The sequence below is a fragment of the Microcoleus sp. N9_B4 genome, from assembly GCF_036701635.1.
Taxonomy (GTDB): Bacteria; Cyanobacteriota; Cyanobacteriia; order Cyanobacteriales; family Microcoleaceae; genus Microcoleus.
Window position 1 is genome coordinate 12,760 of sequence record NZ_JAUBRC010000005.1, and the last position, 20,748, is coordinate 33,507.

The 20,748-nt window shown below is 46.7% G+C and carries 16 protein-coding genes; 6 read left to right on the forward strand and 10 right to left on the reverse strand.

Annotation, left to right across the window (positions count from 1 at the left end):
• Window positions 1–178: 178 nt before the first annotated feature.
• The 4 genes from QUA43_RS04525 to purL all read right to left on the reverse strand — a co-directional run bounded on the left by QUA43_RS04525 (window position 179) and on the right by purL (window position 9,262).
• Window positions 179–1,264, reverse strand: coding sequence for a DUF3474 domain-containing protein (locus QUA43_RS04525; RefSeq protein WP_333371414.1), 1,086 nt, complete (start codon window positions 1,262–1,264; stop codon window positions 179–181).
• A 738-nt stretch (window positions 1,265–2,002) separates the two neighbouring features.
• Window positions 2,003–3,469, reverse strand: coding sequence for an amidophosphoribosyltransferase (gene purF, locus QUA43_RS04530; protein WP_333371416.1), 1,467 nt, complete (start codon window positions 3,467–3,469; stop codon window positions 2,003–2,005).
• A gap of 842 nt (window positions 3,470–4,311) precedes the next feature.
• On the reverse strand, window positions 4,312–6,348 hold the full coding sequence (locus tag QUA43_RS04535) for an SUMF1/EgtB/PvdO family nonheme iron enzyme (RefSeq protein WP_333371419.1): 2,037 nt from the start codon (window positions 6,346–6,348) through the stop codon (window positions 4,312–4,314).
• A gap of 250 nt (window positions 6,349–6,598) precedes the next feature.
• Window positions 6,599–9,262 (reverse strand): phosphoribosylformylglycinamidine synthase subunit PurL, encoded by a 2,664-nt coding sequence (purL, locus tag QUA43_RS04540; protein WP_333371421.1) that lies wholly within the window; start codon window positions 9,260–9,262, stop codon window positions 6,599–6,601.
• A gap of 128 nt (window positions 9,263–9,390) precedes the next feature.
• Between purL and QUA43_RS04545 the strand changes: the two genes are divergently transcribed.
• Window positions 9,391–9,996 (forward strand): pentapeptide repeat-containing protein, encoded by a 606-nt coding sequence (locus tag QUA43_RS04545; RefSeq protein WP_333371422.1) that lies wholly within the window; start codon window positions 9,391–9,393, stop codon window positions 9,994–9,996.
• Window positions 9,997–10,005: 9 nt separating this feature from the next.
• Here QUA43_RS04545 and QUA43_RS04550 read toward each other — a convergent pair whose 3' ends face one another.
• A complete protein-coding gene (locus QUA43_RS04550; RefSeq protein WP_333371424.1) occupies window positions 10,006–10,632 on the reverse strand; it encodes a Uma2 family endonuclease in 627 nt (208 codons plus the stop codon).
• A 136-nt stretch (window positions 10,633–10,768) separates the two neighbouring features.
• Here QUA43_RS04550 and QUA43_RS04555 point away from each other — a divergent pair, with 136 nt between their 5' ends.
• Window positions 10,769–12,502 (forward strand): DUF3352 domain-containing protein, encoded by a 1,734-nt coding sequence (locus QUA43_RS04555; protein ID WP_333371427.1) that lies wholly within the window; start codon window positions 10,769–10,771, stop codon window positions 12,500–12,502.
• Window positions 12,503–12,701: 199 nt separating this feature from the next.
• Here the strand turns inward: QUA43_RS04555 and mrdA are convergent, their stop codons facing one another.
• Window positions 12,702–14,528 (reverse strand): penicillin-binding protein 2, encoded by a 1,827-nt coding sequence (gene mrdA / locus QUA43_RS04560; protein ID WP_333371429.1) that lies wholly within the window; start codon window positions 14,526–14,528, stop codon window positions 12,702–12,704.
• A 159-nt stretch (window positions 14,529–14,687) separates the two neighbouring features.
• Window positions 14,688–14,948: a hypothetical protein gene (locus QUA43_RS04565; protein ID WP_333371431.1), complete on the reverse strand. Its 261-nt coding sequence runs from the start codon at window positions 14,946–14,948 to the stop codon at window positions 14,688–14,690.
• Window positions 14,949–15,074: 126 nt separating this feature from the next.
• On the opposite strand from QUA43_RS04565, the gene QUA43_RS04570 reads away from it, so the two are divergent.
• Together QUA43_RS04570 and cysE are read left to right on the forward strand one after the other, a co-directional pair.
• On the forward strand, window positions 15,075–15,557 hold the full coding sequence (locus tag QUA43_RS04570; RefSeq protein ID WP_333371433.1) for a hypothetical protein: 483 nt from the start codon (window positions 15,075–15,077) through the stop codon (window positions 15,555–15,557).
• Window positions 15,558–15,808: 251 nt separating this feature from the next.
• A complete protein-coding gene (cysE, locus tag QUA43_RS04575) occupies window positions 15,809–16,615 on the forward strand; it encodes a serine O-acetyltransferase (RefSeq protein WP_333371435.1) in 807 nt (268 codons plus the stop codon).
• Window positions 16,616–16,763: 148 nt separating this feature from the next.
• On the opposite strand, the gene QUA43_RS04580 is transcribed toward cysE, so the two are convergent.
• Complete coding sequence (locus QUA43_RS04580; RefSeq protein WP_333371437.1) at window positions 16,764–17,345, reverse strand: Npun_F5749 family FMN-dependent PPOX-type flavoprotein; 582 nt, start codon at window positions 17,343–17,345, stop codon at window positions 16,764–16,766.
• 191 nt (window positions 17,346–17,536) lie between these two features.
• On the opposite strand from QUA43_RS04580, the gene QUA43_RS04585 reads away from it, so the two are divergent.
• Both QUA43_RS04585 and QUA43_RS04590 read left to right on the forward strand, forming a co-directional pair.
• Entirely contained in the window at window positions 17,537–18,655 is a 1,119-nt protein-coding gene (locus tag QUA43_RS04585; RefSeq protein WP_333371439.1) for a tocopherol cyclase family protein, read from the forward strand.
• Window positions 18,656–18,758: 103 nt separating this feature from the next.
• Entirely contained in the window at window positions 18,759–19,259 is a 501-nt protein-coding gene (locus QUA43_RS04590; protein WP_333371441.1) for a plastocyanin/azurin family copper-binding protein, read from the forward strand.
• 5 nt (window positions 19,260–19,264) lie between these two features.
• Here QUA43_RS04590 and QUA43_RS04595 read toward each other — a convergent pair whose 3' ends face one another.
• Window positions 19,265–20,170, reverse strand: coding sequence for an MvdC/MvdD family ATP grasp protein (locus QUA43_RS04595; protein ID WP_333371442.1), 906 nt, complete (start codon window positions 20,168–20,170; stop codon window positions 19,265–19,267).
• A gap of 201 nt (window positions 20,171–20,371) precedes the next feature.
• A complete protein-coding gene (locus tag QUA43_RS04600) occupies window positions 20,372–20,581 on the reverse strand; it encodes a hypothetical protein (protein WP_333371444.1) in 210 nt (69 codons plus the stop codon).
• Window positions 20,582–20,748 lie beyond the last annotated feature (167 nt).

Genomic DNA, 20,748 nt, shown 5'->3' on the forward strand with positions numbered 1-20,748 from the left:
CTGATATATTTTTTCGTAACAGGCTTTCCGGCCTGTTCCACAAAGAAGAGACCTCTGGGTTTGGGGCGGCTTGTCACCCCTCCAGATGTGGAACATCTGATGAAACACGCGCAAAAATAATGAAAAACCCGGCTTCTTAAAGAAACCGGGTTTTTGCGTATTCTATTGTTTATTTAAGCTACTTAACTTTAGCCGATAGCCGACTGTTAGGTGATTCGTAGTAAACTCCAGAACCTGTATCGGAGACAAAATGACAATTCCAGTAAGAGCGAATAAAGCTCTTCCAAATTGGCTCGGTTGACTTGCGATAATAATCGCCCAACACTGGTTTAATTGCTTCCGTTGCTTCCTTCAAGTGATAGTGCGGCATTGTCGAGAAAATGTGGTGGGCTACGTGGGTGCCGATATCGTGATGGATGGAATTGATGATTCCGTAGTCGCGATCGATCGTAGACAATGCACCTTTCAAGAAAGACCAATCATTACCGCGATACCAAGGAATATCGGCTTCGGTGTGGTGCAGGAATGTTACCAAATCCAGCCACATCACGAACACTACATAGGGAACCAAGTAGAACTTGAGTAAAAACAGCCAACCAAACTGATAGGTTAGCGCGCCTAAAAAGCCTACCATCAGTACCAAGGATGCGGAACTCGTCAACACATCCCATTTTTCGGACGGACGGAAAAGCGGGCTACCGGGCATGAAGTGAGAACCTGCCCGATCGGGCGATCGGCGAAATAAATAAATTGGATAGGCAAATAACAGCAAATAAAAGCGTCCCAGCTTTTCGTACCAAGGCATTTGATTGTATTTGGTCTCCGATACCGGATACCAGCTTTCATCGTTATCTAAGCTGCCTGTATTTGCGTGGTGGGTTCTGTGACTAATCCGCCAACCGTGGAAGGGCACGAGAATTGGAGCGTGGGAGAGGTGTCCGATCAGGTTGTTGAGCCATTTGCTCTTAGAAAATGAACCGTGTCCGCAGTCGTGGCCCACTACAAACAATGCCCAAAACATGGTTCCCTGCATCAACCAAAAGATTGGGTAAAACAGCCAGGAATCGACGGTGTAGGCGATCGCATACAAACCTGCGATGATGCCAATATCTAAAAAGAAATAAGCCAGAGATTTCCATGCTGAGGGCTCAAAACAGTGGGCTGGAATGGCTGCCTTGATATCTTGAAGAGTAAAAGGTAACTCTGTTGTACGAGAGGATGAGCCTTGATTGCTCGCGGGATTGAGAACAGTATTTGATTGCACGAAGTTTCCGATTTAAGCTGACTTGAGAAACCGCATTCCGCCTTCTTTTAACAGTCAATCGATTTTAGATTTTAGATTTTAGATTTTAGATTCACTCCACAGATGAATCTGGGGGCTTAAACTAATATCTAAATTTTTTGGCTCTCCCCGACTCATGTCGGGGGGTTGTATCCCCTATGCAGGTGAGGTAACATTCAACCCGCAAGGAGCCATATTTTTACTCTCCAAGGGTTTCTAAAGTTCTTTAGTTCGCATGAATAGCCCGTCCGCGATTCTCAAGCAAGTTGGCTTGTGGAATACTTGTGTGGGAAAAATTAGTGCGATCGACCCTGTTATCTGAAAAAATCTCATGTGCCCGTTATTGGTGCGAAATGCGACTTCAATCTGAGAGTGAACATCTGGAGGAACCACCTCCAGTCTGCAGGTAGCATACAGCGTTTCGAGCAGGAATTGTGAACGAGAGTGTAGGGAAAAACCATCGATTTTAGATTGACGATTTTAGATTCAAGCACAAATCTCCAATCTCCAATCTCCAATCTCCAATCTCCAATCCGAGTGTTGGGTTTCACAAAAGTTCTACCCAACCGACTGTTCACTACTGTTCACAAATTCTGCAATTGCTACAGCTAAGTTAATGTAACATTTCTACACACATTCTGGCAATGACTTACCAGAAAAACTTGAAAATCCCTACATTGCGGAAAGTGACGGGCGATCGCTTTCTCGATTTTTGATTTTCTAGGTTCCAGCTTTTTCTAATATAAGCTTAGACCGTTTTACCATTTCTGGAACGTCGATCGGATAATCACCAGTGAAACAGGCCGAACAAAAACTCATCGGGTCTTCGTTAGTCGCCTTCAGCATTCCATCCCAACTCAAGAAAGCCAAAGAATCAACCCCAATTTGGGCGCCGATTTCTGCGACTGACTTAGTAGCAGCAATCAACTGATCTTGATTGTCGGTGTCGATCCCGTAGAAACACGGATGTGTCACCGGTGGCGAGGAAATTCTCATGTGAACTGCTGTTGCACCCGCATCCCGCAAGGCTTTGACGATTTTGCGACTGGTAGTACCGCGCACGATCGAATCATCGATAATAATTACCCGCTTTCCTTCCAACACATCTTTGAGAGGGTTGAGTTTCATGCGGATTCCTGACTCCCGCATTGTCTGAGTCGGTTGAATAAAAGTGCGCCCGACGTAGCGATTTTTAATCAATCCTTCGGCGTAAGGAATGCCGGAAGCTTGAGAAAAGCCGATCGCTGCCGGGATTCCAGAATCAGGAACGCCGATGACTATATCAGCCTCAGCCGGAGATTCTGCTGCTAACAAACGCCCGATCCGCAGTCGGTAGCTGTACAAACTTTCACCTTCCATCTGGCTGTCGGGTCGAGCAAAATAGATCATTTCAAAGATGCAAAGTTTGCGCTTTTGTTGCTGACTCCAGTGGAAGGAAGCCATACCTTCCTCTGTAATCCAAACTAATTCTCCCGGTTCTACGTCCCGCAAAAATTCAGCACCGATAATATCCAAGCCACAAGTTTCCGATGCTAAAACGTATCGTACCGGAGTTGTGGGGAGGATGCCAATTACCAACGGGCGGACGCCCTGGGGGTCGCGGACTCCCATCACGCCTTTGGGGGTGGCGATCGTCAAACTAAAGGCTCCTTGGCACATAGCAAAGGCACTGATCGCTGCTTCCAGCCAGTCTTTGCCCTTGTCTACCTCCGAACCGATCGCCACTGCGATCGCCTCTGAATCCGTCGTGCTGACAAACTCGCACTTCCGAGACAGCAATTCTTCGCGCAATTCTTTGGTATTGACAAGATTCCCGTTATGTGCTAGAGCCAGACTTCCCAAACGAGTTTCGACAACCACAGGCTGAGCGTTGACCACGCGCGACGAGCCGGTAGTAGAGTAGCGAGTGTGCCCTACGGCTAAGTTACCGGGCAAGTGACCTAAACTCGATTCGTTGAAGACTTGGGAAACCAGTCCCATATCTTTGTGCAGGTGGACTTTTTCACCGTCAAAGGTGGCAATTCCTGCTGATTCCTGACCCCGGTGCTGCAAGGCATACAAACCGAAGTAGGTCAACTTGGCGACATCTTCACCCGGTGCGTAGATACCGAAAACGCCACAAGCTTCCTCGGGCTTGTCGGGTTTGCTAGAATGCTCGTCAGCCGCGAAGGAATGGTTGGGAATCATAGATGGGTGGGTTCCTAATGGGGAAGGTGGGTTAGGGGGACAGTTTCAGCGGGAAATCTTGTTTGCGAAAGCGTCGCATAACTTAACATTCCCTTAATCTTGCCACGGATCTGTCGTAATTTCCAAATTGTGTAGCATTTCAGACCGAAGCGATGCGACGTTCAATCGCATTGTAGTATCGATCGCCGCCAAATCCTATATTAACGTTGATTAACGGCCGACGAGGGATGCGGCGATTGAAAAATACTGTTGGCGAATTCGCCGAGGGTGTTACCCCTCACATCTGGAATGCAGCATTTGGGTTCGCTCTTGGTAGTTAATAGCTATATGGTTAATTAAATATTTACTCCAGAGCCACTATTTTTAGGGGTGAGGGGTGAAACCATTTTTAAAGGCGCCAGCAGTCTATTGAAATCGCTTAAGAGTCAAACTCTCGTCCCAGCAGAGGGGGATTAAGAGATAGGCGATCATGCAATGGCAAATAAATTAGAAACTTGCTTGATGGGCTTTTTGAAATATTAGAATTTAAGGCAGATCGAGATCGACTTATTCATAAAATTGACCTACTATATCATCATGGAAATCTGTGCGGCCATGTAAAGTCAATTGGGGCGCGGTAAGTTATGGCAATACCACGGATCAGATAAGTTTTTCAGTTTAATTTGTAGGGTGCGTCGCTGCGAGATTCTCGATCGAACTTGCAGATTGTTTCGGGCGACGAACCCTACGGCTTCAACCCGCGCACCATCTGGGTAAAGTCTCGTTTAGGCGCGGTTTCAACCGCCGAGTCTTAAAAGAAAAGTCCTCGCGGGAGACTACAGCAAAGAAGCGAAAACCCCAGACTACGCGGAAACCAAAGCCACGCGAAAACCAATGTCCGAGTAACGATCGCCCGCCGAATTGCTAAGACGATACGCACTGCGACAATTCACCGCAGTGTCCTTCCAGGAACCGCCACACCGCACCCGGCGATCGTTGCGATCGTTGTCTGGATGACTGCACCATTCCCAAACATTTCCGTGCATATCATAAAGCCCAAAAACATTGGGCGCAAAACTCCCGACCTCAGTTGTTTGTTTGCGGTAAAGTCCCTTCGATGCCCCAGCGTAGGGATTATTGCCATTATAATTAACTAAATCCGGGGTAATTGTTTCACCAAAATAGAAAGGTGTTTTAGTTCCGGCGCGACAAGCATATTCCCATTCCGCTTGTGAAGGTAAACGATAAGTCTTGCCTGTTTTTTTAGAAAGCCGCTTGCAGAATTCCACAGCGTCATTCCAGCTTATTTTTTCGACAGGAAGTTTCGCACCTTTGAACTCAGAAGGGTTATTTCCCATCACCGCTTGGTATTGTTCTTGAGTGATCTCATATTTACCCATAAAAAAAGCCGGGATATTCACGGTACGCTGCGGCCCTTCATAACTACTTCGTCCGGCTTCCGTATCGGGCGAGCCCATCACGAAACTGCCGCCAGGAATTGCTACCATGTCGAGAGTAATACCATTCCCCATATTTTCTATAAAAGCCTGTGCTTTTCCTTGACGGCGGTTGGCAATTTGCCCCGTTGAGTTGACTGTCACTGTTTCAAAAGTCAAGCTTTTTAAAGCATTGGAAGATGGCTGAGGTTTTGGAGTTTCTGGTGCGAGTTTTGGAGAGGGTTTTGGAGAGGGTTTTGGCGATGGACTTTCTGCTACAGATTGTGGAGATGGTTTTGGCGATGAACCTTTGGCTGTAGTTTTTGGAGATGATTTTTGAGCTGATGATTTAGGAGATGGGGCCGCCTTGTTGGATGAAGGTGGAAGATTTGGTGAAGACGAAGAAGATTTGTTGTTCAACAAACTTTGACCCAGCACAGCTAATGCAAATCCTCCCCCAGCAAAACCCGCTAATTGCAAGAAACCTCGCCTTGTTGTGTTAGTTGGTAACGGCAAAGAGTGTTGTGGAATCACAGGAATTGTGGGATTTGATATCGGTGCGGGAGTTGGTATTGACTGACGTTGAAAATCTTTTAAAACTTCATCTGCTGATTGATAGCGCTGCTGGATATCTTTTGCCAACAACTTAGATAAAATAAATTCCAATCCCTTGTCTATGGGACTTTTCAAATGTTGCTGCCAATTTGCAGTCCAGCTATAACCGTGTTCCGTCCACAAACCATAAGGATGTACCCCCGTCAGTAGATGAAAAGCCGTCGCCCCCAAGCTAAACAAATCGCTTGCTGCATAAGCTTCACCCCCTTGCATTTGTTCAAGCGGTGCATAACCATGCGAACCAATTTGCGTTCCCTGTCGCGATATCACTGTTCCCGACAACTGTTTGGAAACTCCGAAATCAATCAGCATTAACACACCGTCGCTGCGACGGCGCATAATATTCTCAGGCTTGATATCTCGGTGAATAATTTTTTGTTCGTGAATAAACTTGAGAACAGGTAGAAGTTCGAGTAATAGTTGCTGAATTTGGCTTTCTTGCCAAATTCCCTGATTTTGGAAAAGCGTCAACAAATTATCCCCATCCACAAACTGTTGTACGAGATACAAATATTTGTTGTCTTCAAAATAGGCATCAAGGGATGGAATTTGGGGATGTTGTCCTAGCTGTTGCAGTTGTCTAGCTTCTAGCTGAAATAATTCTACCGCTTTGTTAATCGCCCACGTTCCCTGGACGTTTGGTGCTAATTGTTTAACGACACAGGGTTGATTTAGTCTATCAATATCTTCTGCTAAATAAGTTCTGCCGAAGCCACCTTGACCGAGGAGTTTGATCATGCGGAAGCGATTTCGCAGGATGGGTACGAGTTCAAGACCACAACTGATGCAATATGTTTGCCCGTCAGGGTTTTGAGGGTTGGGGCAGTTGGGATTGATACAGCAAATCATTTATTTTAGGAATGATATTGTTTATATTGTATAGTGTGCAAGAACCCCGACTTCTGTAATAGGTTTTTACCAGAATCGTGAATTTTGTAAGAAGTCGCGGATCTCAGGTGTGTCTTTAAACCCGGAGATACCCCCTAGCCAAGGGCGGGCACGGGGGCACCGCCCCTACGAAGGGGGGGACAAGAGTATTCAAAGTCAACCCCTAGTCCCCTTTTTAAGGGGGATTTAGGGGACTCGAAATTTCATGTTGTCAAACAGATGTAATCCGACGCTCGATCGCATTATAGAACCGATCGCCCATCTCGCTCATCGCAACCTCAATTAACACTTGATTGTCAGCACTCACAACCCGCAAAGGTGATTCAGCACAGCAAACTAAACCAATTTTCTGCCACATTTTTGTCAAATGTTCTTGCAGGTAAGCCTCCCAAATTTCTTGATTTTTTGGGGCGACGGAAACTACAATGCAGTTGCCCATTTCACCAAACAAAATTTCATCCCAGCGGCTGACATTTTCCGAATTGCAACTGAGATGAATTTCTGCACCCATTTTAGCAGAAATACAGCATTCCGCGAGGGCGATCGCAATTCCACCTTCCGCACAATCATGGGCAGAACCTACCCAACCTTGCCGAATTCCATCGCGACAAACCGATTGCACTTTTCTTTCTAACTCAAAATCTATCCTTGGCGGTTTCCCTGCTACAATCCCGTGAATTGCCGCTAAATATTCCGAACCTCCTAAAGTAGGAGAAGTTTCGATTTTTGAGCTTTCAGATAACAAAGATTCCCCCAAATTTATCCGTGTATCAGTGTCATCATCCGTGTCGTGCGCTTGGGAATTTTTAGATAGCGAAGATTCACCCAAATCCATCCGTGTATCAGTGTCATCATCCGTGTCGTGCCGCCCCATTCCCAGCACATAAATTAAATCACCTTTCTTTAGCCAAGCTTGACCAGAAATCTTCTTCAAATCGGGAATTAACCCCACCATTCCGATTACCGGAGTCGGATAAATTGGTTGAGGATTTCCCTCAGAATCAACAGTTTCATTGTAAAGAGAAACATTCCCCCCAGTCACAGGCGTTCCCAACTCCCGACAAGCATCAGCAATTCCGCGACAAGCTGAGGCTAACTGCCAATATCCGATCGGCTTTTCGGGACTGCCAAAATTCAAATTATCAGTAACTGCCAGAGGTTCAGCCCCCACACAACTTAAATTTCTCGCTGCTTCCGCTACGACTGCTTTTGCACCTTCATAAGGATCGAGATAAACATAACGAGAATTGCAATCAACCGTTGCAGCAACTCCAGGAATCATCCCCAGGGGCGCTTCCTTCTTGCTAAGGGGGGGAGAAACTGGTGGAGTTTCCCTACCTTGTGCCTTTTTAAATAGAGGAATTACTTCTTCTTCCTGTTTGCTTTCGGAAGCTAGAGAAACAGCATTTTCTCTCAGTAGATCCCCCTTAGCAAGGGGGTGTACTTCTAGCCCTTCAGCAAGGGAAGATTGGCAGGGTTCTAGCGGACGCAATCTGACAACCGCAGCATCAGCGCCTCCCGGTAAAACAACAGTATTGTTTTGCACTTGATGGTCGTATTGGCGATAAACCCAGCGTTTAGAAGCGATGGTGGGAGTATCTAAAAGCGTCAGCAAAATCTGATTCCAAGTTTGGAAATTGCCGTTAATTTCGATACCTGCAACTGTGGATTGTGGCAGCGAATCTGCCGTCCATTCCCATGCTTTTTTAGCATATTCTGGTGGTTCTGTCAACAATTCTCGGTGATAAATTGGCGTATTATCTGCCAAAGCAGTCGCGGTAATTTCGGCAGCGATTTCGCCTTTAAAGAGAATTCGGACGATCGGCTTTTCGATGACTGTCCCCGCTACTACCGCGTGCAATCCCCATCTGTGGAAAATATCGATTAATTCCTGTTCGCGTCCTTTTTGGGCAACAAACAACATCCGTTCTTGGGATTCCGAAAGCAGGTATTCGTAGGGAATCATGCCGCTTTCTCGAACGGGAACTTTGTCTAAATCGAATTCAATGCCGACGCCGCCTTTGGCTGCCATTTCTGAGGTGGAACAGGTGATTCCGGCCGCACCCATGTCTTGGGCGGCGACGACTGCACCGGTTTTGAACGCTTCTAAACAAGCTTCAATTAAGGATTTTTCTAAAAATGGATCTCCTACTTGGACGGCGGGGCGATCGTCCATTGATTTGTCGGTCAATTCTGCACTGGCAAAACTTGCTCCTCCCATGCCATCTCGCCCGGTAGTTGAACCGACATAAAGCACGGGATTTCCGATGCCAGATGCCCCGGATTTGACGATTTCTTGAGTTTCCATTAAACCCAAGGCCATGACGTTAACTAATGGGTTGCCGGAATAAGCAGGATCGAAGTAAACTTCGCCGCCAACTGTGGGCACGCCGATGCAATTTCCATAATGGGAAATTCCCGATACTACGCCTTTGAATAACCTCTGAGTTTTAGCATCGTCTAAGTTGCCGAAACGCAGGGAATTTAAAAGTGCGATCGGGCGTGCACCCATTGTGAAGATATCGCGGAGAATCCCGCCGACACCGGTTGCTGCACCTTGGAAAGGTTCGACTGCTGACGGGTGGTTGTGGGATTCAATTTTGAAGGCGAGTTGCAAGCCGTATCCCAAGTCTACGACGCCGGCATTTTCTCCGGGCCCGACGAGAATTCGATCGCCCTCTGTGGGAAACTGTTTTAATAGTGGCCGCGAATTTTTGTAACAGCAGTGTTCGCTCCACATAACGCCGAACATTCCCAATTCAGCTTTATTAGGATGGCGACCAAGACGCTGAACGATTTCTTCATATTCTTCAGGTGTGAGTCTTTCAGCGGCAATTTGTTGGGGGGAAAATGGGGATTCGGAGATGGGAGACATGGAAACTCGTTATAAACCACAGGCTATATTCTAAATGCCCTGTGCTTGGTTAATCTAAAATCTATAATCTAAAATCTAAAAACCCAGACCTTTGGTTGGTTAATCTAAAATCTAAAATCTAAAATCGAATGACTCAACCTCGAAATCTCAATTTTGCTAACCAAAACTTGCGGAACCGTTCTTTTAAAGGGCTTGACTTGTCAGGGGCGAATTTCAGCGGTTGCGACATTCGAGGCTGCAATTTCACCGGGGCGATTTTGAGAGGGGCAAATTTTCAGGGTGTCAGAACCGGACAAAGCCGCAGGCGGGTGAGAAATTTGATTGCTAGGGCTGGTGTAACGGCGGTGACAGTGACGACGGCTGGGGCTTTGACTGGACTGATTGGTGGGGCGGATGCGGGGGCGGTGGCGGTGGCTGGAACCGCTGCGACGGCGATTGCTGCGACTCGGGGCGAGGCTGGGATTGTGGCGGGGGCTGTGGCTGGGGCTGCTGCTGCGATCGGGGCTAGCGGTATTGTGACATTTTTGGGCGGAGATACTATCAGGGGAATTGTCTTATTTTTGGTTTCTGGGGTAATTCTGGGGTTAACGGCGATCGGCTTTTTTATCGCTGTTGAACAAATAGAAAAATTGTCGATAACGTCGTTTAGAAAGGCTGATTTAACTGATGCTGTATTCGATCCGGGGGCGCTTCTAGATGCAGATTTTTCCGATGCGCGAGGAGTGCCGTGGTAGACTGCACAATTACTGATTTTTTACCCATTCCCGGAATTCTCGCACTGCTGTGGTTGCGCCTGTAGTTTGACACCGATCGATAAATTCGTCAACTTTTGCAGTGGGTAGCATCGGAAAAGCCCGCGAAAAATTGCACTCGGCATATTCGCCATTTTGCAATTGATAAAACTTGATGCTTCGTCCGTCGTACCGCCAAATTTCTGGTACGCCTAAATCTGCATATAAATCGAATTGATTTAAGGAACTGCTGGTAATATCAATTTCCAGTGCTAAATCTGGCGGCGGATCTTGAGCAAAGTCTAATTCTGTTCTCCCTCTGACCAGTGCTTCATTCTGGATATAATAACAGGAATCTGGTTCTTTCCCCGCTGCTTTTGGGCGTTTTTTAATAGTCATCGAGCCAAAGGGGTTGTACTCAAGATTGAGTTCTTCGATGAGAGTTACAATTAAGCGGTCGATTAGCCTGTTGCGATTTTCATGTTCCGGTAGCGGCACCATAATTTCTAATTGACCTTGATGATAAGCAATTCTGGTAGAACGTTTGTTGCCCAGTTCCCCTAGCAGGCTTTCATATAACTGCCAACTGATATTGGGCAGTAAAACTCGCTGTTCGGGGGGCGTTGATATTGTTAGCATTTTACTTGGGTTTTAAAGCTTGAGTATATTTTAGTTGATCTTTTTGTTTTGCGAACTGAACAAAAAGTATCTGCCGACAGCTACGGTCATGCGCTACTCTAGTTAATAATAGACTGTGGTCATTAGTCCTTGTTGTATGAAGTTGCGATCGTTCTTTTCTTTCCTCATTGCTGGTGTCTTGGCACTCTTAGGCTTGAGTGCCGGTGGTTTTTACTGGCTGACAACTCACACTCCCCTGAATTTGCTCGCTGGCGGGCCGACAACTACTCCTGCTGCGGCTGTGTTTGTCTCGAAACAAGCACCTTTGTTAGCTTCAATGCTGGTAAATCCCGATCGCCTCGAAGCATTGCGACAAGTTTTTGCCACTCCCGAAGAAAGAAGTCGATCGCACGCAGAATTTGAGCAAATCAAAAAAAGTTTCCTCGCCAGTACAGGCCTCGATTACAGTCGAGATATCCAACCTTGGATAGGTGACGAAATTACCCTCGCCGTCACAAACCCAGATTTCGATGGCGACAGCAACAACGGCCAACAAGCCGGGTTTTTGCTAGCCGTTTCCTCCCAAAAGGTCGATCGCAGCCAACAATTTCTCGACTCCTACTGGCGCAAACAATCTCGTGCCGATAAAACAGTTCATTCGGAACTATATAAAGGCGTGAAAATTAATTATAAACAACCACCAATAGCCAAGAAAAAAGCTGCTTCGCTTTCGCCTTTTAACCCGCTTTCTCTGCCGAATTCAAGTTTGCCACCCAGCTTCGCAACAGCAGCCATCGGCGGTAATATAAATGCGGGTAATAACCAAAATTTTGTTTTGTTTGCCAATAGCCCGATTGTGATTCGAGATGCAATTAATAACGTTGAATCAGCCAACCTAAATCTCAACAATACCCCGGAATATCAAAAAGCTTTACAGCAGCTAACTCAAGGCAGAATTGCTTTAGCATTTGTCAATCTCCCGCAATCAGCAACCGAGCAAAATCCCCCAGTTTCTCTTAATTCTCTCGCAGTTGCTGTCGGAGTCAACCGACGAGGATTGCTGGCTCAAACTGCTTTAGTGACATCGCGAGAAAACACAGCTTCTCCAACACTCTCCGAACCAGTGCAAGCCTTGCAGTACATTCCCTCAGCCAGTCCTTTCGCGGTCGCCAGCACCGATTTAAGGAATTTTTGGGCTGATTTGTCATCTGCGGTGTCAGCTAACGCTGAAATCTCAAAATTAGTCGATCGCACCCTGGGAGATATTCAGCAAGTTTGGGGCGTCAACCTGCCACAGGATATATTTGACTGGGTACAAGGAGAATACGCTTTAGCAGTGCTTCCGAATTCGTCAAATGGTGCCGACTGGATTTTTGCCGCCGAAAACTCTGCCGATTCCCAAAAGGCGATCGACAAACTCGATGAAATTGCCCGCAGCAAAGAATACAGCATCGGCAGCTTTACTCTTAGAAACCAGAAAATTACCGCTTGGACGCAGTTGACAACCAACCCAAATTATGGTAAAGAAAATAATAGAAAAAGTGCGATCGAAACCGAGGCAAAAGGAGTCCGAGCCACCGTCGGCAAATACGAAATTTTCACCACTTCAGTAGAAGCAATGGACGCAGCACTAGAAGCAGCCGCAACAGGTTCTTTAGTTGCCAATCAAGATTTTCAAACCAGCATTGAACCGCTACCGCCATCTAACGACGGCTATTTTTATTTAGACTGGCCCTCCAGCAGGGCAATTTGGGAAAAACAAATCCCGCTGTTGAGGTTAATTGAACTTTCGGCAAGACCATTGTTCGACCACTTGCGATCGCTCACTGTCACCAGTACAGGAGAAATAACAGGAATTCGCAAAGCTACTATATTTATGCGGCTCAATTAGTCAGAAGGAAGAAGGAAGAAGGAAGAAGGAAGAAGGAAGAAGGAAGTTCGGCAACGGATTCTGTAACGGATGTAACGGATGTCGGGAAGAAGGAAGAAGGAAGAAGGAAGGAAGAACAAGAAACTACGCCCAATTCCCAATTCCCAATTCCCAATTCCCCATAACTAAGGACTAAGGACTACTGACTACTGACTAAGGACTAAGGACTAATAACTACTGACTCATTCACCTTTTTCTGTTGCCCAAAATAAGCTTGAAATACCTCTTTGGCGATCGGGGCCGCGGCAACAGAACCATAACCGCCATTTTCCACAATCACGGCGATCGCAATTTCCGGCTTGTCAGCGGGCCCGAAGGCGACATACAAAGAGTGATCCTCCTGTCCGATGACCTCCGAAGTCCCTGTTTTGCCCGCCGTCAGTGGAATCGTACCGTCATTCATCCCCTGTCCCGTACCCTCGGCAACTACCGCGATCAGTCCTTCCTTCACCACCTTAATCGTCGAAGGCTTCATCCCCGTATGTACCCGTTGAGTCTCCGTTGTGCCGGTCATAGAAGTCAAAAGATGAGGCTTCACCCGATAGCCGCCGTTAGCGATCGAACTCACCATCACCGCCGCCTCCAAAGGAGTCACCAACACCAACCCCTGACCGATCGACATCGTTACCGTATCACCCGCATACCAAGGTTCTTTATAAAGTTTCTCCTTCTCCTCTGGCGTCGGGATTTGACCGTAATCGCCGCCGCCTAGCCCCAAAAGATTCAAATCGGTATCCTTGCCAATTCCCAGGCGGTGTCCCCACTTAGAAATTTGCTCCGGCCCCGTACTAATCCCCACTTGATAAAAAAATGTATTGCTGCTGAAAGCCAAAGCATCCCGAAAGCCGATGTCGCCGTAACCGCCGCTGTGTTCGTTAAAATCAATTCCCCCCACAGTAATGTAAGACGAAGTACCCAGAATTGAGTCCGGCGAAAATTTGCCCGACTCCAGGCCTGCGACGGAAGTCACAATTTTAAAGGTGCTGCCAGGGGGATAGCCTTGCATGGCCCGATTCAAAAATGGATTTTCCGGGTCTTGAAGAGTTTTCCACTCATCCTTAGTGATTTTTCGCGTAAACAGATTGGGATCAAAAGTCGGGTGGCTGGCCATAACTAATACCGCCCCGGTTTTGACATCCAGTGCCACTACTGCTCCCCGGCGCTGCCCCAAGGCTTTTTCGGCTGCTTTTTGCATGGACAAGTCTATGGTTAGCTGTACCGCCTCACCGGGTTTGGGCGGTGTCTCTCCCATCAGCCGCAATTCTTGATTTTGGGCATTTACCTCGATCAGCCGATCGCCCCACACTCCCGCAATCTTCTGGTTAGAGCTCGCTTCTATGCCCATTTGACCGACAATCATCCCCATCGGATATTCAGGATGAGCTTCCAAGTCGGCTGCGGTAGCTTCGCCAATATATCCGATCACGTGAGCCGCCAAACTGCCTTCGGGATAGTAGCGGTTCGCTTCTGGCCGCACTTCCACTCCCCGCATTTGTCCCACCTGTTCTGCTAGCGGCACAAACACCTCTGGTGGCATTGCTTGCTTGAGCCGCACGGGTCTGTAGGATTGAGGATCGACCTCTTTTAATTTTTTTAAAATTTCTTGTACCGGGATTTTAACCAGCGGACTCAACTTTTCTGCTGTCGCTTTCCACTCTTCCGGCGTTTGTTCTTTCGGCCACAAATATACCGATCGAGCTAAATTGTTTGCCGCTAGCAACTTGCCTTGGCGATCGACAATATGTCCGCGATTCGCCGGCATGGGAACTAGGCGAACGCGATTGTTTTCGGCTCTTTCCCGGTTTTGCTTCCCTTGTATCAGTTGCAATTCCACCAGCCGACTAGCGTGCAGGCCTAGCAAACCTGTTGCCACCAGCATTAACACGATCGCCCGGTGTATCGGACGCTCCTGTTTCTTAGGAGTTTCCGCCAGGGTTTTGTCAGAAGAGTGAAATGCTGAGATCGAATAAACTTGTCGTTGCATCATTCTATAGGTAGATGTCAAATCCTAGATTTTAGATTCTTGAATTGTCAATTGTGAAGTATACATCATCAGACCGCGGGCGATCGGGCCTTGACCCTTGGGGGAAGCGGAATGATTGATCGTTAACTTTTGACTAATCACTAATTAACTCATGACTGCTCACTAATCCCCCAAGCACCAAGAAATAGCCAGAAAAATCAAGGTCAGGCTCAGCCAATTAGGGAGGTGGAGCCAGCCAGATAGACCTATAGGTAACAATACCAAGGCCTGTGTCAATAGGGAACCGATCGCCAACAGCAAGGCTAGGAGTATCAAATTTATCATCTTGACACCGTACAATTTCGGATATGAGTCGATCGCCTGTGGCAGAAATCCGAGTGGCACAAGCGAGCGCGATCGCACAGGGATTGTCCTGATAGACATAAGGAATAGAAGCCAGGAGGTTTTGAACTAAGTTAAAAATTATTCTTCCTCCATAGTTTGTATTCGAGGGGCTGCGATGGGTAAATTCTGAGTTGTGATTTTAAGTTGTGACCGAGGAGTATTGCCATGTTGTTTAATCAGCGAGCCAATTTCAAAAACGGTGCGCTCTTGGGTGCGATCGCCGCGATCGCCGCCCTACCAGTTTTAGCAGAAACAGCCAATTTCGGCACTTTAACTTTATCGCGAGGTTTTGCAGCCCCAACAGCAGTTTTGAGAGGTTCTACAGGCGGATCGTACTCTCTATCTGTCATAGCCAACGCCGATCGCCACAAACACAAATGTTTGGGTTTTGCCACCCCAACTCCCGACCACATCATAGTCTTGCAGGAAAACTTTTCAAAACTCACACTCCAAGTCAACAGCGGAGGCAAGGACACGACCTTACTCGTACAAGGCCCCGGTAATGCGGTGCGCTGCGGAGACGATATAGGTCAGAATAAAGATGCTGGCATAGTTGATTCAGACTGGCAAGCAGGCTCTTACAGGATTTGGGTAGGTACTCTCGAACCCGGAGTCAAGTCTAACTATACAATCTCAGTACAGGAATAGTCAGTAGTCAGTAGTCAGTAGTCAGTAGTTATTGGTTATTAGTTATTGGTTATTTGTTGTCAGTTCCAATGCCCCATGCCCCATGCCCCATGCCCCATGCCCCATGCCCCATGCCCCATGCCCCAATTTCCCCAATCTCCCACTCTCTTAATCTCCCACTACCCAATCTCCCGATCGGCCGATAACTTCCCCCGTCGAGTAAAATGTAAGATCGAAAGTGCCGTGTTTAACCAAAATTGGTAAATCCGAAAGTGCTAAAGACCCTTAGAGCTGACTTCAGTATAATTTTTGATCGCGACCCTGCCGCTCGCAACTGGCTGGAAGTTTTGTTTTGCTACCCCGGTCTTCAGGCCCTAGTGCTGCACCGCCTCGCACACTGGCTTTACGTGCTGGGACTTCCCTTCATCCCCCGCTTGATTTCCCACATTGCTCGCTTTTTGACCGGAATTGAAATCCACCCAGGGGCAACGATCGGCAAAAGCGTATTCATCGACCACGGTATGGGGGTTGTGATCGGCGAAACAGCGATTATCGGCGATTTTGCCCTAATTTACCAAGGTGTCACCCTCGGCGGCACAGGCAAGGAAAGCGGCAAACGTCACCCTACCGTCGGCGAAAACGTAGTTGTCGGTGCCGGCGCCAAGGTACTCGGCAATCTGCAAATTGGCAACAACGTCCGCATCGGCGCCGGTTCCGTCGTGCTCCGCGACGTACCATCTGACTGTACAGTGGTAGGGATTCCCGGCCGCATCGTCTATCGATCGGGAGTGCGGGTCAATCCCCTAGAACACGGCAGTTTGCCGGATTCGGAAGCTGTGGTAATTCGCTCTTTGCTCGATCGTATCGAATCCCTCGAACAGCAAGTAAAAAGTTTGCTTCCTCAAGCATCTGTCTCCTTAACTTCTGTTCCCAATTCCCACAATTTCCACTCAGTATCAGAAGCTTTAAACCAAGCCAGCAATGTAGCCGTAGCCGAAAAAACACAGCTAGTTACAACCCCTAGCTGCAAGTTAAAAGATAAAGCAATTCAAGAATTTTTCGACGGCACCGGCATCTAAAATTTGAATTGGGCATCGGGCATAGGGCATAGGGCATTGGGCATTGGGCATTGGGCATTGGGCATTGGGCAGTGGAACTGACAACAAATAACCAATAACCAATAACTAATAACTAATAACCAATAACTACTGACTACTGACTTCTTTTTCAAGGATTAACCGATCGCACCGACCAATTTCCCTCCCCGTCGCGCCGATAAAGCGATCGATTTTGCCGTTCCCCCCGCAACTCCAACAAATCCACCGTTTCCGGTTCCAACAACAGCAAGCAAAAATTAGGCAGCGGCTCGATCGCATTTGGGGAAGCAGAATCAAAAGCAGTAGCCTCGGCTTTGTCATCCCCCGGATGCGGCCAAGCAAACTGCGATCGAGCCGCCTCAGAAAGCTCCTGCCAAGTTGTGCGGCGCGATGAGAACAACTGGGCCTCTGGATAATCTGCCCCTACCAAAACTAGCTTTCCAGCAATCCGAAATTGTTCGCGAGTTTTCGGGAAATACCAGCAAATTTCCCCCCAAGGATAGAGGTTAATTTCCTCGGCTTTTTGGCTGCGAATATCTGTAATAAATTTCAACTGATTAGTATCTCCTAAAAAGCCTCGAAACACCACAGTGCGGTTGGCCGGACGCCCGGTGGCGCGAACAGTTGCTAATTGCAAGTAACGGGCAAAAGCAAGACTGCGGTTGCGGTGGAGCGCGCGAGCTAAGGGCGATCGCCAAAGTGCTAAAGACATAATTAATAACCTATCATATTAGTCATTAGTCATTAGTCATTAGTCATTAGGCATTGGGCATTGGGCATTGGGCATTGTTAACCGTTGACTGTTGACTGTTGACTGTTGACTGTTGACTGTTAACCGTTAACTAATGACTAATGACTACTGACTACTGACTACTGACTCTTCTTTCTGCTATTGGTAATTTTATGTCAAATTCACTCTCAAAACTCAAAACTATTGAAACTCCCCACAGTGGCTACCACTGGGACGGCAGTTACCGGCGCTTTTTTGAAGGCTGGTACTACCGAATAACATTACCGATTCACAGACAATCCTTTGCATTCATGTATTCCATCGAAGACCCCAGAGGCGGTCAACCTTACAGTGGCGGTGCAGCTCAAATTCTCGGCCCGAAAGATAGCTATTTGTGCCGCACCTTTCCCGATGTAAATAAGTTTTGGGCGCGCCGAGAAAGCTTAGGTTTCGGACATTGGGGCAAAACAGATTTACAAATTAAATCCCAATATTTAGAGCCGCAAGTATTCGACAGCCGCGTCGAAGAAGGCTATCAAGCTACTGCTACTTTAAATCAAGGTTATCTGCACGATCCGGGAAGCGGCAGCCACTGTTTTTGGCAGTATGAAATTCAACCTATTTATGGCTGGGGAAACTCTGAGGAAATCCAGAAATCAACAGCGGGAATGCTATCTTTTCTGCCCGTATTTGAGCCTGGATGGCAAATTTTAATGGCTCACGGTTTAGCCACGGGCTGGATTGACTGGAATGGCGAACGCTACGAATTTAAAGATGCTCCCGCTTACAGCGAAAAAAACTGGGGCGGTGCTTTTCCGCAAAAGTGGTTTTGGATTAATTGCAATTGTTTTCCAGGCGAAAATGATTTAGCTTTAACTGCTGGTGGTGGCAAGCGGGGCGTGCTGTGGTGGATGGAATCGGTAGCAATGATTTGTCTGCATTACCGAGGCAAATTTTACGAATTTGTGCCTTGGAATTCGCAAGTTAGTTGGAATATTGAGCCTTGGGGAAGCTGGAAAATGCAGGCTAGAAACAGCCAATTTGAAGTTGAGTTGATTGGCACTACAAACAGTCCTGGTACTTATGTGCGAACTCCTACCGAAAAAGGCATGGCTTTTTGCTGCCGGGATACGACGCACGGTGAATTGCGCTTGCAACTGCGAGAGTTGTTGGGGGGAAATGTTGACAAAAATCGCAAGCAGCGTTCTAGAATTATCTTAGAGGCTCAAAGTTCTTTATCGGGTTTGGAAGTTGGGGGCGGGCCTTGGGATGAAGTTTGGCGATCGAATTAAGTCAGTAGTCAGTAGTCAGTAGTTAGTAGTCATTAGTCATTAGTCAGCAGTCAGTAGTCAGCAGTCAGTTAATAGTTAACAGTTAACAGTAGTCATAACAGCCATGAGCAATTTACTCGGTTTGCAATTAGGCAAATTTTACCATAGCCAGCGGTTAGAAAAAACTTTCAAGGTGATTTTGGGAGTAATTTTATGTTTGAGTACAATCTTGATGCCGACGGCAATTGCTAGTGCTGCCGGTGATTTGTCTCGGCAACCTATCACGGAAATTACTGTTAGTTTAGGTAACGAAGCTGGGGAACTTAAATTTTTTCCCAATCTGCTAGAATTTGAATCGGGTAAGCGCTATAAATTAGTGCTAAAAAATCCCAGTTCGCAGAAACATTATTTCACTGCTAAAAACTTTGCTGATGCGAGTTGGACTCAAAAAGTTGAAGCTGGGAAAGTGGAAATTAAAGGAGCGATTCACGAACTAGAACTTAAACCGGGCGCTATGGCAGAATGGGTGTTTGTACCGATGAAATCGGGAAGTTACAACCTGCGCTGTACGGTAGCCGGACATACAGAGGCGGGAATGATTGGCAAAATTACGATCGCCTCTTAAATCCGTTAATACATTAACAGATTGACTAATTTTTGTGTAATCGGAAAACCAGTCTGACGCTCAAAATGTCTGAACATCGGACTAGGATTTGCCTCTAAAAATACATACTCGCCCGTTGGCTTGAGACGCCAATCAATAGCAGTCCAATCAAGCATAAATGCCTTTAATATTGCTAAACATTGTTGGTGAACTGATTCTGGCAAATCTATCGGAATTAGCTCGGACTCTAAATCTTCCCGAAAGTCCAAAGCTTGACTGCGAATTTCCGCAGAATAAACTGATTCACCAATCACATAACTGCGAATGTTTGTCCCAGGAATATACTCTTGTATTGTGATTGGTGAAATACTCAAAGCCAAGTTCAGCCGATTAGGTTCTAAATGCGCCTCTGTCACCAACTTGGTATGAGCGCCACCATAAACAGGCTTAAAAATTGCTTTTTCGTGAGCTTCCACAAATTCCCTAACTTGCTCTGGATTGTTACTGATTAAAGTTGCAGGAATTGTCACTCCTATTTGCTTAGCTTTGCTCAGTTGTAGGGGTTTTTCTTTATGAAATTGGTATGCCTGCCAGGAATTAATCCAGCGACCCGGACAAGCTTGCATTAGCGATCGCACTGTACTCATGGAATCGTTCAATGCAACTTGCTGTTGATTTGCATCTTTTAAATGTGCAACTCCAACACCGGAAAAATTGCGCCAAAATACACTGTGAATATCTTGAAAATTCAACTGGCGACCTCCGGGTAGCGTCAAGCACCCTACCAGGGTATCAGCTTGCCAAGACAGACGTAATTGTCTTGGAAACAGATAGGTATCTAAGTAATCTACTTCTGCACCGGCTTGGGTAAGAGCATCTTTTATATGAGCAGCATGAGCATCTGAATCATTACCCAGAATTAAAATGTTCATGGGAAATTTAAAAATTTAAAATGTGCTAAAATCAAGTACAAATATTAAAAGTCGCATCACTTTTTTTGAGAGTGTTGCAACTTTTAATATATTGAAAAAAAACACTTGAATGAGGCTGAATCTTTTAAAGTCTTATTACAGAAACAATCGGAATAGTTCAGGAATTAGGCAGAATCTCTACCATTGTCGGCACGAATGATATTACCAATCAAGACGGCCTCCACCGCCTTCAAACCAAGCTTTCGTGTAATATCCTCCACCCTCTTCACCTAGAGCCATAGTGGTCATCGGAGGGTCAATGGGAATAGGCTTGGGAGGAAATCCTCCTCCTCCTTCACTTCCCGGACAGGGAGCTGAGATACACTGTATCTCACCACCACCTTCTTCACCTATAGCTAGAGTGGTAGCCATTAATCCACCTCCAATGCGGGTGGACTCTTCATCAGTTAGCGTCTCTTGAAAATCCAAATCAATTGCTTCCAGATCAGCAATATCTAGATCAAAAGGATGATTCATAAAATTGTCCTACTTGAGTAAAAGATTAGGCTTGTTTACCCATAATCTAAATCAAGAGGATG

Excerpts from the sequence above, each read along its gene's own strand:
- purF (WP_333371416.1), bottom strand. The coding sequence starts at position 3,469 with ATGATTCCCAACCATTCCTTCGCGGCTGACGAGCATTCTAGCAAACCC.
- QUA43_RS04535 (WP_333371419.1), bottom strand. The coding sequence starts at position 6,348 with ATGATTTGCTGTATCAATCCCAACTGCCCCAACCCTCAAAACCCTGAC.
- purL (WP_333371421.1), bottom strand. The coding sequence starts at position 9,262 with ATGTCTCCCATCTCCGAATCCCCATTTTCCCCCCAACAAATTGCCGCT.
- QUA43_RS04545 (WP_333371422.1), top strand. The coding sequence starts at position 9,391 with ATGACTCAACCTCGAAATCTCAATTTTGCTAACCAAAACTTGCGGAAC.
- QUA43_RS04550 (WP_333371424.1), bottom strand. The coding sequence starts at position 10,632 with ATGCTAACAATATCAACGCCCCCCGAACAGCGAGTTTTACTGCCCAAT.
- QUA43_RS04555 (WP_333371427.1), top strand. The coding sequence starts at position 10,769 with ATGAAGTTGCGATCGTTCTTTTCTTTCCTCATTGCTGGTGTCTTGGCA.
- mrdA (WP_333371429.1), bottom strand. The coding sequence starts at position 14,528 with ATGATGCAACGACAAGTTTATTCGATCTCAGCATTTCACTCTTCTGAC.
- QUA43_RS04565 (WP_333371431.1), bottom strand. The coding sequence starts at position 14,948 with ATGTCTATCAGGACAATCCCTGTGCGATCGCGCTCGCTTGTGCCACTC.
- QUA43_RS04570 (WP_333371433.1), top strand. The coding sequence starts at position 15,075 with ATGTTGTTTAATCAGCGAGCCAATTTCAAAAACGGTGCGCTCTTGGGT.
- QUA43_RS04580 (WP_333371437.1), bottom strand. The coding sequence starts at position 17,345 with ATGTCTTTAGCACTTTGGCGATCGCCCTTAGCTCGCGCGCTCCACCGC.
- QUA43_RS04585 (WP_333371439.1), top strand. The coding sequence starts at position 17,537 with ATGTCAAATTCACTCTCAAAACTCAAAACTATTGAAACTCCCCACAGT.
- QUA43_RS04590 (WP_333371441.1), top strand. The coding sequence starts at position 18,759 with ATGAGCAATTTACTCGGTTTGCAATTAGGCAAATTTTACCATAGCCAG.
- QUA43_RS04595 (WP_333371442.1), bottom strand. The coding sequence starts at position 20,170 with ATGAACATTTTAATTCTGGGTAATGATTCAGATGCTCATGCTGCTCAT.
- QUA43_RS04600 (WP_333371444.1), bottom strand. The coding sequence starts at position 20,581 with ATGGCTACCACTCTAGCTATAGGTGAAGAAGGTGGTGGTGAGATACAG.